The organism is Agromyces soli, assembly GCF_022811605.1.
In the GTDB taxonomy this organism is placed as follows: Bacteria; Actinomycetota; Actinomycetes; order Actinomycetales; family Microbacteriaceae; genus Agromyces; species Agromyces soli.
In genome coordinates, this window is record NZ_CP094533.1 from 3,636,525 (window position 1) to 3,650,344 (window position 13,820).

Annotated in this window: 15 protein-coding genes; 5 read left to right on the top strand and 10 right to left on the bottom strand. The window is 71.9% G+C overall.

Annotated elements, in window-relative coordinates:
• Positions 1–50: 50 nt before the first annotated feature.
• Complete coding sequence (locus MTP13_RS17415) at positions 51–1,238, bottom strand: MFS transporter (RefSeq protein ID WP_243568905.1); 1,188 nt, start codon at positions 1,236–1,238, stop codon at positions 51–53.
• Positions 1,239–1,318: 80 nt separating this feature from the next.
• Between MTP13_RS17415 and MTP13_RS17420 the strand changes: the two genes are divergently transcribed.
• The 3 genes from MTP13_RS17420 to MTP13_RS17430 all read left to right on the top strand — a co-directional run bounded on the left by MTP13_RS17420 (position 1,319) and on the right by MTP13_RS17430 (position 3,647).
• Positions 1,319–1,636: an ArsR/SmtB family transcription factor gene (locus MTP13_RS17420; protein ID WP_243568906.1), complete on the top strand. Its 318-nt coding sequence runs from the start codon at positions 1,319–1,321 to the stop codon at positions 1,634–1,636.
• 53 nt (positions 1,637–1,689) lie between these two features.
• Entirely contained in the window at positions 1,690–2,538 is an 849-nt protein-coding gene (locus tag MTP13_RS17425; protein WP_243568907.1) for a MerR family transcriptional regulator, read from the top strand.
• Positions 2,539–2,600: 62 nt separating this feature from the next.
• Complete coding sequence (locus tag MTP13_RS17430) at positions 2,601–3,647, top strand: GNAT family N-acetyltransferase (RefSeq protein ID WP_243568908.1); 1,047 nt, start codon at positions 2,601–2,603, stop codon at positions 3,645–3,647.
• A 77-nt stretch (positions 3,648–3,724) separates the two neighbouring features.
• Here MTP13_RS17430 and MTP13_RS17435 read toward each other — a convergent pair whose 3' ends face one another.
• The 7 genes from MTP13_RS17435 to MTP13_RS17465 all read right to left on the bottom strand — a co-directional run bounded on the left by MTP13_RS17435 (position 3,725) and on the right by MTP13_RS17465 (position 8,364).
• Positions 3,725–4,096, bottom strand: coding sequence for a peptidoglycan-binding domain-containing protein (locus MTP13_RS17435; protein ID WP_243568909.1), 372 nt, complete (start codon positions 4,094–4,096; stop codon positions 3,725–3,727).
• Between the two features lie 137 nt (positions 4,097–4,233).
• A complete protein-coding gene (locus tag MTP13_RS17440; RefSeq protein WP_243568910.1) occupies positions 4,234–4,740 on the bottom strand; it encodes a hypothetical protein in 507 nt (168 codons plus the stop codon).
• Between the two features lie 52 nt (positions 4,741–4,792).
• Complete coding sequence (locus tag MTP13_RS17445; protein WP_243568911.1) at positions 4,793–5,620, bottom strand: MBL fold metallo-hydrolase; 828 nt, start codon at positions 5,618–5,620, stop codon at positions 4,793–4,795.
• A gap of 64 nt (positions 5,621–5,684) precedes the next feature.
• Complete coding sequence (locus tag MTP13_RS17450; protein ID WP_243568912.1) at positions 5,685–6,860, bottom strand: adenosylhomocysteinase; 1,176 nt, start codon at positions 6,858–6,860, stop codon at positions 5,685–5,687.
• A 27-nt stretch (positions 6,861–6,887) separates the two neighbouring features.
• Entirely contained in the window at positions 6,888–7,520 is a 633-nt protein-coding gene (locus tag MTP13_RS17455) for a dihydrofolate reductase family protein (RefSeq protein WP_243568913.1), read from the bottom strand.
• The gene (locus tag MTP13_RS17460) at positions 7,520–8,026 is read right to left on the bottom strand and encodes an SRPBCC family protein (protein ID WP_243568914.1); all 507 of its coding nucleotides are present in this window, start codon (positions 8,024–8,026) and stop codon (positions 7,520–7,522) included. Before MTP13_RS17460 ends, MTP13_RS17455 begins: the two co-directional genes overlap by 1 nt.
• Entirely contained in the window at positions 8,023–8,364 is a 342-nt protein-coding gene (locus MTP13_RS17465; protein ID WP_243568915.1) for an ArsR/SmtB family transcription factor, read from the bottom strand. The genes MTP13_RS17460 and MTP13_RS17465 overlap by 4 nt, the downstream gene beginning before the upstream one ends.
• Positions 8,365–8,643: 279 nt before the next feature.
• Between MTP13_RS17465 and MTP13_RS17470 the strand changes: the two genes are divergently transcribed.
• Positions 8,644–10,149, top strand: coding sequence for a nucleobase:cation symporter-2 family protein (locus MTP13_RS17470; RefSeq protein WP_243568916.1), 1,506 nt, complete (start codon positions 8,644–8,646; stop codon positions 10,147–10,149).
• 161 nt (positions 10,150–10,310) lie between these two features.
• Here MTP13_RS17470 and MTP13_RS17475 read toward each other — a convergent pair whose 3' ends face one another.
• Together MTP13_RS17475 and MTP13_RS17480 are read right to left on the bottom strand one after the other, a co-directional pair.
• On the bottom strand, positions 10,311–11,222 hold the full coding sequence (locus MTP13_RS17475; RefSeq protein ID WP_243568917.1) for a DUF559 domain-containing protein: 912 nt from the start codon (positions 11,220–11,222) through the stop codon (positions 10,311–10,313).
• A 221-nt stretch (positions 11,223–11,443) separates the two neighbouring features.
• Positions 11,444–12,874: an NAD(P)H-quinone dehydrogenase gene (locus MTP13_RS17480; protein WP_243568918.1), complete on the bottom strand. Its 1,431-nt coding sequence runs from the start codon at positions 12,872–12,874 to the stop codon at positions 11,444–11,446.
• Between the two features lie 85 nt (positions 12,875–12,959).
• On the opposite strand from MTP13_RS17480, the gene MTP13_RS17485 reads away from it, so the two are divergent.
• The gene (locus MTP13_RS17485) at positions 12,960–13,787 is read left to right on the top strand and encodes a purine-nucleoside phosphorylase (RefSeq protein WP_243568919.1); all 828 of its coding nucleotides are present in this window, start codon (positions 12,960–12,962) and stop codon (positions 13,785–13,787) included.
• Positions 13,788–13,820 lie beyond the last annotated feature (33 nt).

Sequence of the window (13,820 nt, forward strand, 5' to 3'; positions counted from 1 at the left end):
CACCTCCCCCCGCACGAGCCGGACGTCGCCGCCGCGCCGCCGGTCGCCGCTCAGTAGCCGGGTCGGCCCGGCGCCCGCCACCGGAGTGCCGCGGCGAGCGCGGCCAGCAGGACGACCGCCGCACCGTATCCGTACGTCGTCGCGCCCAGCGAGATCGCGGGGGCGAGGAGGCCCGCGATGACGGCCGGGATGCCGAAGGCGAGGTAGGAGAGGGTGTAGAGCGCGGCGAAGGTGGCGGCCCGCTCGGACGGTGCCACGGCGGGGATGATCGAGCGCAGGACGCCCATGAAGGCGGTGCCGAATCCCGAACCGGCGATGACGACCGCGGCGAAGTACGCGGCGAGCGAGTGCGCCCCGAGCGCGAGCAGGCTGAGCGCCGTTCCGGCTGCCAGGGCCGCGGCGCCGTACACGGTGATCGTCCTCGGCGAGCGGGATCGGATGAGCGCCGCGGTCACGGCCCCGGAGCCGGCGAGGGCGGCGACCGCGAGGCCCTGCCAGACGTGGAGCTCGGCGCCGAGCTCGCGGTGCACGATGCTCGCACCGAGCGAGAGGAAGAGCCCACCGGTCGCCCAGCCGGCGAGCACGACGGGGGCGCTTCGCAGGAACAGGCCGCGCACGTGCGCAGGCACCCCCAGCCGCGGGCGGAGCGAGGCCGGCCAGCCGGGGTGGCGCGGGGAGGTCTCGGGCGCGACCCAGGCGAGCAGGGACATCGCGAGGAAGGCGATCGTGAGCGGGAGGAACACGGCGGCGAGCGGGTCGGGGGCGACATCGAGCACCGCGCCCGCGGCGAGCGCCCCGAGCGCGAGCCCCGCCATCGGCGCGACCGCGTTCCAGAGGGCGGCGGAACCGGGACGGTCGAGCGGCTCGAGATCGGCGATGCTCGCGGAGAGCGCGGAGAGCAGGAGCCCGCTCGCCACCCCCTGCACGGCCCGCGCCGCGAACAGGGTCGCCGTGGCATCCGCATGCCAGAAGAGGAGCACGCTCAGCGCGAGCAGCAGGAACCCGGCGCTGACGACCGGCCGGCGGCCGAGGTGATCCGACAGCGAGCCGGTCGTGAGCAGCGCGCCGAGCAGCGTGATCGCGTAGACGGCGAACACGGCGGTGATGGTGCCCGAATCGATGCCGAGTTCGGCCTGCAGCACGGGGTAGAACGGCGACGGGGCGCTCGCCCCGGCCATCATCACGGTGACGCCGGCGACCGCGAGGGCGAATCCGGGTCCGGCGGGGCGAGTGCGCATAAGACATCCTGTCTGTTCCAAAAATCTCGAACAATTGGACGGTACTCGCCATCCGCGCATTATTCAACTATTCTCGAACCATGCGCGCCCCGGTCGAGCTCCCGCACCCGGAACGGGCCGAACTCACCCTCGGCGCCGTGCTCTTCGCGCTGAGCGATCCCGAGCGACTCGCGATCGCGCAGCAGCTCCACGACGGCCCGCTCGACATGGCGGCGTGCCACCTGAGCGACCCGAACGTGCCCAAATCGACGAAGTCGCACCTCATGAAGGTGCTCCGCGAAGCCGGCGTCATCCGCAACGAGCCGAACGGGCGCGGACGCCTGCTCACCCTGCGCCGCGAGGACCTCGACGCCCGATTCCCAGGGCTCCTCGATACGATCCTCGACGCCGCCGAGTAACGCTGGTCGCGAGGTCTTGCACCTCCCCCTGGGGCAGCTCCTACTCTGAGCCCATGCATACCACCGGTCAGATCGCCCAGCTCACCGCGCTCTCCGAAAAGGCGATCCGCCTGTACGCGGACCGTGGGCTCCTCGTCGCGGAGCGGAACGCCGCCCACCACCGAGTGTTCGACGACGATCAGGTCGACCGGGCGCGGCGGATCGTCCTGCTCCGAGCCCTCGACCTCTCGCTCTCAGAGGTCCGAGCGGTCCTCGATGCCGACGACCCGACTCGCGCGTTCGACGCGCACTGGGAGGGCCGCCGACGCACGCTCCAGCATTCCTCCGACGTCGCCGAGTACGTCCGCCGTTCGCTCTCGGGCCCGCCGGAGCTCCCGGACGGCCTCGACGTCCAGCGACGCAGTGTCCCCGATCGGGTCGTCCTGGCCAAGCGCGGCACGGCGACACTCCCGGCCGTGCCCGCCGTGCTCCCGCAGCTCACCGGCGAGCTCTTCACCGCCCTGCTCGACGCCGAGGCGCCGCTCACCGGACCGCCGTTCGTCGAGTACCTCACCCGGGCCACCGAGAGCTCCCCCGCCCAGTTGCGGGGCTGCGTGCCCTTCGACGGTTCGCTCACCCCGGCCGCGGGCCTGGAGATCACACTCGACCCCGCCCACGACGAGCTCTTCGTCCCCCTCGCTCAGCAGCACGCCGACGACCAGGCGCTCCTCGTCGCCGTGCACGACTACCTCACCGCGACGCACGGCCGCCAGCGCACCGGCGCGAATCGCGAGAGCTACTTCCGCTCGTTCGGCACCGGCGCGGACGGCGAGGTGATGGAGGTCGGCATCCCCGTGACGAGCGCACGGCTCGACGACGCCATCGACGACGAGGCCGCCGCAGGGCTCACCGCGCGGTCCTGAGCGCGCGGGGCCCGCTCCGCTCGAGCATTGTCGACCCGAAGCGGCCCGCCTAGGCTGGCCGGATGACCGAGCCGGCCGGCGAGCGAGCCCTGCCACCGCTGAGCGAGCGGGTGCGGCCCACTGCGCCGCCGCGCCTGGCGCATCCGGACGTCGCGGAGTGGCGCGCCGTCGGCGAGCCGGAACTCGACGCCGTCGCCGAGCTCGAACGGGCGATCTCGGAGGCCGACCATCCCGAGTACTCGACGACCCGCGACGATCTCGCCGACGAGCTGGGGATGTCCTTCGTCGACCGCGGGCGCGACTCGATCGTGGGCCTCGACGGCTCGGGCCGCGCGATCGCCTGGGGGCTCGTGCAACAGCCGCCGGGGCAGGACACGCTCGTCCGCTCGATCGTCATGGGCGGCGTGCATCCGAAGCACCGGCGCCGGAGCGTCGGACGGCTCCTGCTCGCCTGGCAGCGGGCCCGGGCCGAGCAGCAGCTCGCGGCGTCCGAGCGGCGCCTCCCCGGCTGGATCATGGCCTTCTCCGACGACCGCGCCGCGGGCGCCGCACCGCTCTTCGGCGGGGCCGGCTTCGCGGCGGCGCGGTTCTTCGCGGGCCTGCGCCGCGACCTCGCCGAGCCGATCGAACCGCTCGAGCTCGTCGACGGGCTCAGCCTGGAGCGCCTCTCCCCCGAGCGCTTCGAGCAGGTGCGCACGGCGCGCAACGACGCGTTCCGCGACCACTGGGGCAGCCAGCCGTCCTCTGCCGAGCAGTGGCGGGCGTTCGTGTCGCGCACCGCGTTCCGGCCGTCGCTCTCCTTCGTCGCCGTCGACCCGGCGATCGATCGCGCCGTCGGCTTCGTGCTCGCCGACGTCGACGAGGACGACTGGGCCCGACAGGGCTTCTCCAGCTCGCACGTCCCGCTCGTCGGGGTGGCCCGCGCCGCGAGAGGACGCGGCGTCGCCAGCGCCCTGCTCGCCGCCCACCTCCGGGCGACCGCCGAGGAGGGCATCGACTTCTCGACGCTCGAGGTCGACGCGGCGAGCCCCACCGGCGCCTTCGCGCTCTACGAGCGGATGGGGTACCGTCCCGCGGCTCGGGAGACCGGCTACACGATCGTGTACTAGCCGCTCGGGCCAAGCGAACGGGTCCCCACCGACCGATGCCGATGGGGACCCGTCTCAGGCCGGCGTCCGCCGCCGGGCTAGCACCCGGCGGCCGCTGCGGCCGCACGAGCGGCGGCCGCGTACGGCGGGTAGGTGGCCGCCTTGCCGAAGGCGCACAGTTTCGCCCACGTGTTCGCCCCCACGATCCCGTCGGCCGTCAACCCGGAGTTGCGCTGGAACGACTTGACCGCCGTCGCAGTCGCCGGGCCGAAGTTGTTGTCGACCACGGTCACCTGGTTGTACTGGCGCAGAATCGCCTGGATGTGCCCGATGCACGTCGAATAGCCGCCCTGCGAGTACTGGTAGTCCACACACCGCCCAGCTGCCTGGGCGGGCGCGGCCGCGGCCACTCCGCCCAGCAGCGTCGCGCCGGCGAGGACGGCGCCGATCAGCGCCTTTCGAATCTTCACTCGTGCTCTCCGTTCCCCCGTGCCATGACTGGCACTGTGCACCGCGATGTTGCGGCTCGGAAAGGGTGTTTCCAGCAGAGGCGGATTCGTTACCCGCGCGATCGCCGTCGAGCCAGGAGCGCGCTGACGCGCTCGGCTCAGCAGACCTCTTGGGAGTGCTCGGTCAGGATCCAGCGGCCTCCGCCCGGCACGAGCACGACGGTGCCGCAGTCGCCGGAGCCGTACGTGACGAACAGCTCGGCTCGGTCGGCCGCCTCGCTGACCGTCTCGACCTCGGCATCCGCGCTCTCGCCGAGCGCCGCGTACAGCTGCGCGGTCGTGGCGATCATCTCGGCGCACCCGCCGAGTGCGACGCCGCTCGCGGCGAGTTCGGCCAGCATCTTCGTGACGAGCTCCTCGCTCACGTAGGAGCAGGCCAGCTCGACCTCCGGCTCGCGGCTCGCCGCGAGCCAGTTCCGGAAGCTCTGCTCAGGGGTCTCCGCCGCCGCGGGACTCGGTGGGGGCGACGACGACGCCGGGGTCGACGCCCCGCTGGGCGCGGCTCCGTCGGTCGGCGCGCTCGCGCATCCTGCGAGCAGGCCCGCGAGGAGCGTCGCGGCGAGCAGCGGGCGGATGGCGCGGCGAATCGAGCGAGACGTGGTCACCGTCCCATCCTGCCGGGTTCCGAGGCGCGGCTGCGACGCCCGCCCTCGACCGTCACCCCGTCCCGGTGAGGTGATCGTAGTCGCCGCGCGCCCAGGCGGCGTGCCGGTCCGCCGAGGCGCGCAGGCGGGCCTTCCCCATGGAGCGGATGGCGCCGCCGAAGTTGCCGTAGATGCGGTCGAACTCGTATCGCTCGACGTGATCGGCGATCCGCAGCACGACCCCCGCCGAGAGCGGGATCCGGTTCGGGTACGAGCGCATGAACGCGAGCGTTTCCCCGTCGGGGTTGACCCCGATGGTGTCACCGGTCAGCAGCACCCCGGCGCCGTCGCGCCCGACCCAGTGCACGACGCAGCTGCCCGGGAAGTGCCCGCCGGGCTGCGAGGCGACCACGCCGGGGACCAGCTCGATCTCGCCGCCCCAGTACACGACCGGCTCCGGCGTGACACCGAGCCACTCGCGGTCCACGTTCGAGACGTACACGGTCGCCCCGCCGAGCGCCCGCGACCACAGCGACTGCAGCCCGTACATGTGCGGGTGCGAGGCGATGATCGCAGCGAGCGGGCCGAGCGCGCGAACCGCCTCGACCGCGCGTTCGCTGATCGATGCCGGCACCTCCACCATGACGTTGCCGGCCTCCGTGACGATGACCTTCGCCTGCTGGTCGATGCCGGGTCCACCGTCGACCGCGATCGACCACAGCCCTGGCTCGGTCTCGACGACGTCGATGCTGCCGGCGAAGTCGGCCGGGTCGACCCAGTGCTGCCGTCGGTCCGCCGCCAGGTACTGGCGTTCATCGGCGCAGATCGGACAGAGCCCCGGCAGCGCCTCGGGGTCGTACTCGACGCCGCAGACGGCGCACTGGCGGACTCCTGGGTTCATGCGAGCTCCTCACCTCGCACCCCAGTCTCGGACCTCAAGCGCACTCGAGGTCAAGCCGGACGGCTCACCGCCACGTCTCCACGAGTCGCGTCGCGAGCGCCCGGTCGACGTCGGCCGGCACCGCGTGCGGTCCGGTGAACGGGGCCCGGCCGGTGGCGATCGCGGCGAGGCTCGCCGCCTGCAGCGAGAGCCCGAGGTCCATCGCCTGGATGGGGTTCCCGCTCGCCGCGACGAGATTGATCATGCGGGTGCCGTGCAGCACGACGATCTCGCGTCCGTCCGGCATCCGGTAGAGGCTGCGCGCCGACGCGTCGCCGCCCGGCACCGACAACGAGCGCTGTTCGACGGCCGCCTCGGCGAGCGCGGCGAGATCGAGCTCGTACGGTTCGTGCCCGACCCCGGCGATGATGAGCCCGTCCGGCAGCAGCGGGAACGCCTCGGCGGGCACGACATCCGGATGCCCCGTCGCGAGGAAGAGCGCGTCCGAGCCCGGCAGCAGCTCGGCGAGCGGGCCCACCCGGTGCCCGTGCATGATCGCCTCGAGCGCCCGGTACGGGTCGGCGTCCGCGACGCTCACCCGGGCGCCGAGCCGCTGGAGCGTGTCGGCGACCCCCTTGCCGCACGGCCCGTAGCCGATGACGGTGGCGCGGATGCCGGGCAGCATCGCGTTCGTCGCGTTCATGAACCCCTGCACGATGCTCTGCCCCACGCCGTACTCGTTCTCGACGAGGAGCTTCAGCCGGCTGTCGTTGATCACGATGACCGGGAAGTCGGCCTCCACCTCGAGCTCGCGGAGTCGGCGTCCGCCGGTCGTCGTCTCCTCCGTCGCACCGAGGAACCCGGCGGCGCGCGGGCCGCCCCGCAGCACGAGCTCGATCATCTCGCCGCCGTTGTCGAGCAGCAGCTCGGGTTCGGCGGCCACGACCCGTGCGACGTTGCGGGAGTGCTCGGCCGGGTCATCCGTCCGCTCCCCCACCACCGTCGCGCCGAGCTCGGCGAGCGCCGCCGCAGTCTCGGGCACGGTGGTGCCGAGATTGCCGGTGATCGTGACGCGCGCGCCGACCCGGAGCAGCCACTGCACGAGCACCCCGGTCTTCGGCTCGGTGTGCAGGCAGATGCCGACGTGGCGTCCGGCGAAAGCCTCGGCGTGCTCGCGCATCGTCGCCGCGAGCACCGGCATGGAGCGTGCAGCCCAGTCGAGCGCGGGGAACCCGCTCGGCGGGAGGTGGAGATCGGTCATCGTCGGGTCCTTTCCGATGACCGAAACCTATCGCGCCGACTCCCCGACGCGCACCCGGTAGCGGAGGTGCGTGGTGAGCGGCGAGGACTCGGCGCCCACCTGCTCGATCCCGATCGTCGCGGCGTCGATCCGGTCGAAGAGGCGCACCCCGGCGCCGAAGAGCACCGGCGAGACGGCGAGGTGGAACTCGTCGACGAACCCGGCGTTCAGCGCCTGCACGATCGTGTCCGCGCCACCGGCGATCCGGACGTCGCGCGCGCCGGCGGCCGCACGAGCCTGCTCGACCGCGGACTCGATGCCGTCGGTGACGAAGAAGAAGGTGGTGCCGCCGGCGCGCACCCACGGCTCGCGCGGCGCGTGGGTCACGACGAACACCGGGGTGTGGAACGGCGGCTCCTCCGGCCACATGGCCTCGCCGGCGTCGAACATGCGCCGGCCCATGACGCTCGCCCCGGTGCGCTCGAAGGTGGCGCGGACGAGATCGTTGTCGGGCCCCTCCTCGCCGCCGGTGCCGAGCTGCAGGTTCTCCCTGAAGTGCTTCTGCCGGAACACCCACTGCTGCAGCTGCATCCACTGCCGCCCCATCAGCTCGTCCGCGGAGGCCGGGGCGATGAAGCCGTCGAGCGACATCGAGACGCTGAAGAACACGGTGCCGGCCATCAGTGCGCCCCCTGCGTCCGGCTCGCGCGTTCGACGTAGGCGGCGAGTTCCGCGAGCGTCTGCCGGCCGCCCTCGACGGCGCCGTGCCGTTCGATGGCGGCGTCCCGCAGCTCCCGGCTCGGGAACACGGTCAGCATGCGGACCGCGGTCGACTCCCCGCGCTCCTCGAAGCTCAGCACGGACTCGAAGGCGTCGGGGTCGTCGCGATGCTCGCCGTGGAGCATGGCGATGCGCTCCGGCGGGACGATCTCGGTCCAGCTGATCCACTCGGGGTACTTCGTGCCGTCCGGCCCGTGCATCACGAACTCCCAGACCCCGCCTTCGCGGAACTCGAAGGCGCGGGTGGTGGTCGTGAACCCGTGCGGCCCCCACCACTGCGACAGGTGCCGCACCTCGGTGAAGGCCTCGAACACGAGGGCCCGCGGGGCCGAGATCACCCGGGTGATCACGATCTCGCGGTCGGCCGTGGCCGACTCCGTCCCGCTCGTCGCCTGGTCGTTCGTCATTCTGCACTCCGTTTCTGCTCGAGGTCCTGCACGTACGCGTCGAGGCGGTCGAAGCTCTCGTTCCAGAACCGCTCGAAGCCGCCGGCCCATTCGTGCACCGGCTCGAGGCCGCGCGCATCGAGCCGGTACACGCGCTGCCTGCCGTCGCGCCGGTCGTGCACGAGCCCGACCTCCCGCAGCACGCGCAGGTGCTTCGAGGCCCCGGGCTGGCTCAGGCCGAGCTCCTCGGCGATGGAGGTCGCGGGGCGCTCGCCGGCGCGGAGCAGCAGCAGGATGTCTCGTCGCTGCGGCTCGGCGATCGCGTTGAAGACGTCGGAGGTCGTCGCTGCACGGGCCATCCCCTGAATATATACCCATATGGGAAATTATTGCAAGGCGCGCCCGCTCACCCGCGTCGAGCTTCGACGATCCGTCCGGCGCCCCCTTGACAGCCCCAATGCCGAGTGCTTCACTCTTCTCACTCACTGGAATCCAGTTTCCGCAGAACGAAAGCTGGATTCCTCCGGCAGGGTCGCCGGCTCGCGTCGGTGCACCCTGCCACCTCGGTCCGTTCCCCACACGGCCCCGGTGAAGACACATGCGATACCGCATCAACCGCAACCGACAGCAGAGGAACCATGGGACGCACACGAAGCGCCGCGAAAGCCACCCCCGCCAGGCCCGAAGATGCGAAGCTCGGCCTCGGCCCGACCTTCGCCTACGGTCTGCAGCACGTGCTCACGATGTACGGCGGCATCATCGCCCCGCCCCTCGTGATCGGCCAGGCCGCTGGCCTCAGCCAGCTGGAGATCGGCGTGCTCATCGCGAGCGCGCTGTTCATCGGCGGCCTCGCCACCATCCTGCAGACCATCGGCATCCCCTTCTTCGGCTCCCAGTTGCCGCTCGTGCAGGGCGTCTCCTTCGCCGGTGTCGCCACGATGCTCGCGATCCTCTCCGGCGGCGGCGGGCTGCCGGCGGTCTTCGGCGCCATCCTCGCCTCCGCGGTGATCGGCATCCTCATCGCCCCCTTCTTCGCCATGATCGTGAAGTTCTTCCCGCCCGTCGTCACCGGCGTCGTGATCACCTCGATCGGCCTGACGCTGATCCCGGTGGCGGGGACCTGGGCGATGGGCGGGGCCGGCGCGCCCGACTTCGGCGACCCGGCGAACCTCGGGCTCGCCGGCGTGGCGCTGCTCATCATGGTGCTGCTGACGAAGTTCGGCACGCCGGCGCTGGCTCGCCTCGCCATCCTGCTCTCGCTGGTGCTCGCGACCGTCGTCGCCGCGTTCTTCGGCCGGGTCGACTTCGCGGGCGCCCTCGAGGGCCCGATCTTCGCCGTGCCGACGCCCTTCCAGTTCGGCCTGCCGACCTTCGAACCCGCGGCGATCATCTCGATGCTCATCGTCGTGCTCGTCACCTTCACGGAGACGACCGCCGACATCCTCGCCGTCGGCGAGGTCGTCGGCACGAAGGTGGACTCCAAGCGGATCGCGGCGGGCCTGCGCGCCGACATGCTCTCGAGCGCGGTCTCGCCGGTCTTCAACTCGTTCACGCAGAGCGCGTTCGCGCAGAACGTCGGGCTCGTCGCCATCACCAAGGTGAAGAGCCGCTACGTCGTCGCCGCGGGCGGCGTCGTGCTCGTGCTGCTCGGCGTGCTGCCCGTGCTCGGGCGGATCGTCGCGGCCATCCCGACGCCCGTGCTCGGCGGGGTCGGCGTGGCCCTGTTCGGCACGGTCGCCGCGAGCGGCATCGCGACGCTCTCGAAGGTCGACTACAAGAACAACCTGAACCTCATCATCGTCGCGATCTCGCTCGCCTTCGGCATGCTGCCCGTGGTGCTGCCCACGATCTACGACGCGTTCCCGAGCTGGTTCCAGATCATCTTCCACTCCGGGATCAGCTCGGCGACGATCATGGCCGTGCTGCTCAACGTCCTGTTCAACCACGTCGTGCGGCGCTCGAACTCGCGCGGCGATCGCTCGACCTTCGTCGCGGCGCCGACGCGCCTGGTGCCCGAGGAGGCGCTCACCGCGCTCGAGGAGGGCGACTACTACGTCGGCGGCAAGCTCATCGACAAGGACGGCGCCGAGGTGAAGATCGTGCCCACCGGCTCGATCCCCGCCGTCGACCCCGAGCGCCCCTAGCCCGCTCCCCCTCACACAACTCAGGAACATCTGGCAGTTATGGCCCCCGAGACATTTCGCCCGGCCCGTGATTCCGCGGGCCGGGCGAAGGGCGTTCCTGAGTTGTGTGAGCGCGCAGGATGCCTCGGGCGAGGGATGCCGCGGGCTACCGGCGACGCGGGCTACCGGCGACGCGGAAGGCGCGCCCGCCGAACCGTCGTGAGCGCCTCGACGATCAGCCGGGTCGCGAGTTCCGGCTGCTCGACCACGGTGCGCGCGGGCAGGCGAAGCACCGGGTAGCCGAGCGCGAGCAGCCGGGCGTCACGGCGCCGATCGGCTTCGAACTGCGGTTCGGCGGCGTGGAAGCGATACCCGTCGACCTCGATGACCAGGCACCGCTCCACGAGCGCATCGACCCGGGCGACCCCCGCGAACTCGACCTGCTGGACGAACGCCACGCGCAGCGCCAGCAGGATCTCGACGAGGTGGGATTCGGCGCCCGAGCCGGAGCCGGCGAGGAGGGTCATCGGCGCCCGCTCGCGCGACCAGATCGCATCGAGCAGCGTCTGCGCGGCCGGGAGCGGGAGCGCCCCGGCGGCGACCGCCGACTCGAACGCCGCACGCACGTCCGCACGCGGCGCGCATCCCGCGGCATCCGACAGCGCCTCGCGCAGCTCGACGCGCCAGCTCGACGCGCGTGGCGACCTGCGCAGCACCGGGCCGTCGCGCCAGTGCACCAGGCACGGCCGGGCCGGATATCGGTCCGCGCGCATCCCGCTGGTCTCGTCGCTCCGCCAACGGAGTCTGGATGCGTTCCGCGGGAGCGTGATATGCGTCGCATCGTCGCGGAACCCGCCCCAGAGCCCGTAGCTCCGGAGCGCGCTCAGGCAGCCGACCCGGCCGCCGAGCCGCACCGCGACCCGCGCGTCGAGCGGCGCGGCGGGAATCGCGAAGTACCCGCGGCGGATCCGGAGGACCGCCCCACCGCGAACGGCCGCCGCGAGCTGCACGTCTCGGAAACCGCGGTCGAGGAGCTCGGCACGGCAGGCGATGCCGCCGAGCGCGGTGAGTGCCGTGACGAGACGCCGTTCCACGCCTCACATGGTCGCCGGAGGCACCACCCCGGATGCCGGTCGGGCTCAGGAACGGGGATGGCGCGTCCGCGGCCTCCAGTGTGGAGGACGAACGTCGCTGGCGAGAGAACTCAGGAACCTCCCCCGCACAATCCCCGGAAACTCGGGCCCCAGGCGGATCCACGACCCGCATAACCGCCAGATGTTCCTGAGTTGTGTGAGGAGGGGGAGGGAGGGGAGAGTCAGCGCACGACGTGCATGGCGCGGGCCGCGTCGGTGAGCGAGCCCGAGAGCGAGGGGTAGACCGGGAACGCCTCGGCGAACTGGTCGACCGTGAGCCGGTGCTCCACGGCGAGCGCGAGCGGGAAGATCAGCTCGGACGCCTTCGGGGCGACGATCACGCCGCCGATGATCGCGCCGGAGCCGGCCGAGGCGAAGAGCTTCACGAAGCCGTCGCGGATGCCCATCATCTTCGCCCGCGGGTTCGAGGCGAGCGGCAGCTTGTAGACGGTGCCAGGCACGACGCCCTCCTCGATCTCCTTCTGCGTCCAGCCGACGGTCGCGATCTCGGGCTGGGTGAAGATGTTCGAGGTGATGTTGCGGTTCTCGGGCGGGTTCACGACGTCGCCCATCGCGTGGAACACGGCCGTGCGGCCCTGCATCGAGGCGACCGAGGCGAGCGGCAGGAACGTCGTGCAGTCGCCGGCCGCGTAGATGTTCGGCATCGAGGTGCGGGCGACCCGGTTCACCCGGATGTGCCCGGACTCGGTGAGCTGCACGCCGGCCTCCTCCAGGCCGATGCCGTGCGTGTTCGGCACCGAGCCGACCGCCATGAGGCAGTGCGAGCCGCGCACCTCGCGCCCGTCGGTGAGCGTCGCGACGACCGAGTCGCCGTCGCGCACCACGGACTCGGCGCGGGACTTGTTCATGACCTTCATGCCGTTGCGGGTGAAGACCTTCTCGATGACCGCCGCGGCGTCGGCGTCCTCGCCCGGCAGCACCTGGTCGCGGCTCGAGATGAGCGTCACCTTGGCGCCGAGCGCGCGGTACGCCGAGGCGAACTCCGCCCCCGTCACGCCGGAGCCGACGACGATGAGGTGCTCGGGGATCTGCTGCAGGTGGTAGAGCTGCGTCCAGGTGAGGATGCGCTCGCCGTCCGGCACGGCGGTGGGCAGCACGCGCGGCGTGGCGCCCACCGAGATGACGAGGGTGTCCGCCTCGATGCGGTCGAAGTCGGTGCCGCCCTTCGAGGTCGAGACGATGACGGCGTTGGCGCCGTCGAGCCGCCCTTCGCCCTGCACGAGGTGCACGCCCGCCTCGATGAGGTTCGAGCGCATGTCCTCCGACTGCTGGGCGGCGAGCCCGAGCAGGCGCTTGTTCACGGCGGCGAGGTTGATGGCGACCTTGGGCTTCACGGCCTTCTCGGACTCGCCCTTCGCGTAGAACTGCACGCCGAGGTCGGCGGCCTCCTTCACGGCGTTCGAGGCCTCCGCGGTGGCGATGAGCGACTTCGAGGGGACCACGTCGGTGAGCACGGCCGAGCCGCCCACGCCCGCCCGTTCGATGAGCGTGACTTCGGCGCCGAGCTGCGCCGCGGCGAGCGCCGCCTCGTACCCGCCGGGACCGCCTCCGAGGACAGCGATTCTCTGGGTGCGCTCGAATTCATAGGCCATGCTCAATATTCTGGCGCAGGCCGCGAAAGGGCAGCAAACGAGCAGGCGGATGCCACCGCCCTCCCGCGCTGATTAGCATGGTGGGATGACCGAGCAGAACCCCCTCGACGATCCCGCCGCCGACCCCTTCGTGGTGGCCCAGCAGGCGGCCGACCGCATCGCCGAGCTCACCGGGGTCGCCCGGCACGACCTGGCCCTCACCCTCGGCTCCGGCTGGGGCAAGGCCGCCGAGATCATCGGCGAGACCACGCACACCATCCCGGCGACCGAGGTGCCCGGCTTCTCGAAGCCCGCGCTCGAGGGTCACGTCGGCACGCTGCGCTCGGTGCTGCTGCCGAACGGCAAGCGGGCGCTCGTGATCGGCGCGCGCACCCACTACTACGAGAACCACGGCGTGCGCCGGGTCGTGCACTCGGTGCGCACCGCCGCCGCGACCGGGGCGAAGACGATGATCCTCACGAACGGCGCCGGCGGCATCAAGTCGCACTGGAAGCCGGGCACGCCCGTGCTGATCAGCGACCACATCAACCTCACCGCCGACTCGCCGCTCGAGGGCGCGACGTTCATCGACCTCACCGACCTGTACTCGGCGCGCCTGCGCGAGCTCGCCCGCTCGATCTCGCCCGAGCTCGACGAGGGCGTCTACTGCCAGTTCCGCGGGCCGCACTACGAGACGCCGGCCGAGGTGCAGATGGCGAAGACCATCGGCGGCCACATCGTCGGCATGTCGACGGCGCTCGAGGCGATCGCCGCGCGCCAGTCGGGCATGGAGGTGCTCGGCATGAGCCTGATCACGAACCTCGCCGCCGGCATCCAGACCACCCCGCTCAGCCACGAGGAGGTCATCGAGGCGGGCCGCGAGGCCGAGCCGGTGATCTCCAAGCTCCTCGCGGACATCGTCGCCGCGATCTGAGCCCAGCGCCGCCCTGTTGGCGGCTCCGGCGTT

Coding starts and splice junctions, on each gene's coding strand:
- MTP13_RS17450 (WP_243568912.1), bottom strand. CDS start 6,860: ATGACCGATCTCCACCTCCCGCCGAGCGGGTTCCCCGCGCTCGACTGG.
- MTP13_RS17425 (WP_243568907.1), top strand. CDS start 1,690: ATGCATACCACCGGTCAGATCGCCCAGCTCACCGCGCTCTCCGAAAAG.
- MTP13_RS17485 (WP_243568919.1), top strand. CDS start 12,960: ATGACCGAGCAGAACCCCCTCGACGATCCCGCCGCCGACCCCTTCGTG.
- MTP13_RS17465 (WP_243568915.1), bottom strand. CDS start 8,364: ATGGCCCGTGCAGCGACGACCTCCGACGTCTTCAACGCGATCGCCGAG.
- MTP13_RS17415 (WP_243568905.1), bottom strand. CDS start 1,238: ATGCGCACTCGCCCCGCCGGACCCGGATTCGCCCTCGCGGTCGCCGGC.
- MTP13_RS17460 (WP_243568914.1), bottom strand. CDS start 8,026: ATGACGAACGACCAGGCGACGAGCGGGACGGAGTCGGCCACGGCCGAC.
- MTP13_RS17430 (WP_243568908.1), top strand. CDS start 2,601: ATGACCGAGCCGGCCGGCGAGCGAGCCCTGCCACCGCTGAGCGAGCGG.
- MTP13_RS17480 (WP_243568918.1), bottom strand. CDS start 12,874: ATGGCCTATGAATTCGAGCGCACCCAGAGAATCGCTGTCCTCGGAGGC.
- MTP13_RS17455 (WP_243568913.1), bottom strand. CDS start 7,520: ATGGCCGGCACCGTGTTCTTCAGCGTCTCGATGTCGCTCGACGGCTTC.
- MTP13_RS17470 (WP_243568916.1), top strand. CDS start 8,644: ATGGGACGCACACGAAGCGCCGCGAAAGCCACCCCCGCCAGGCCCGAA.
- MTP13_RS17445 (WP_243568911.1), bottom strand. CDS start 5,620: ATGAACCCAGGAGTCCGCCAGTGCGCCGTCTGCGGCGTCGAGTACGAC.
- MTP13_RS17420 (WP_243568906.1), top strand. CDS start 1,319: ATGCGCGCCCCGGTCGAGCTCCCGCACCCGGAACGGGCCGAACTCACC.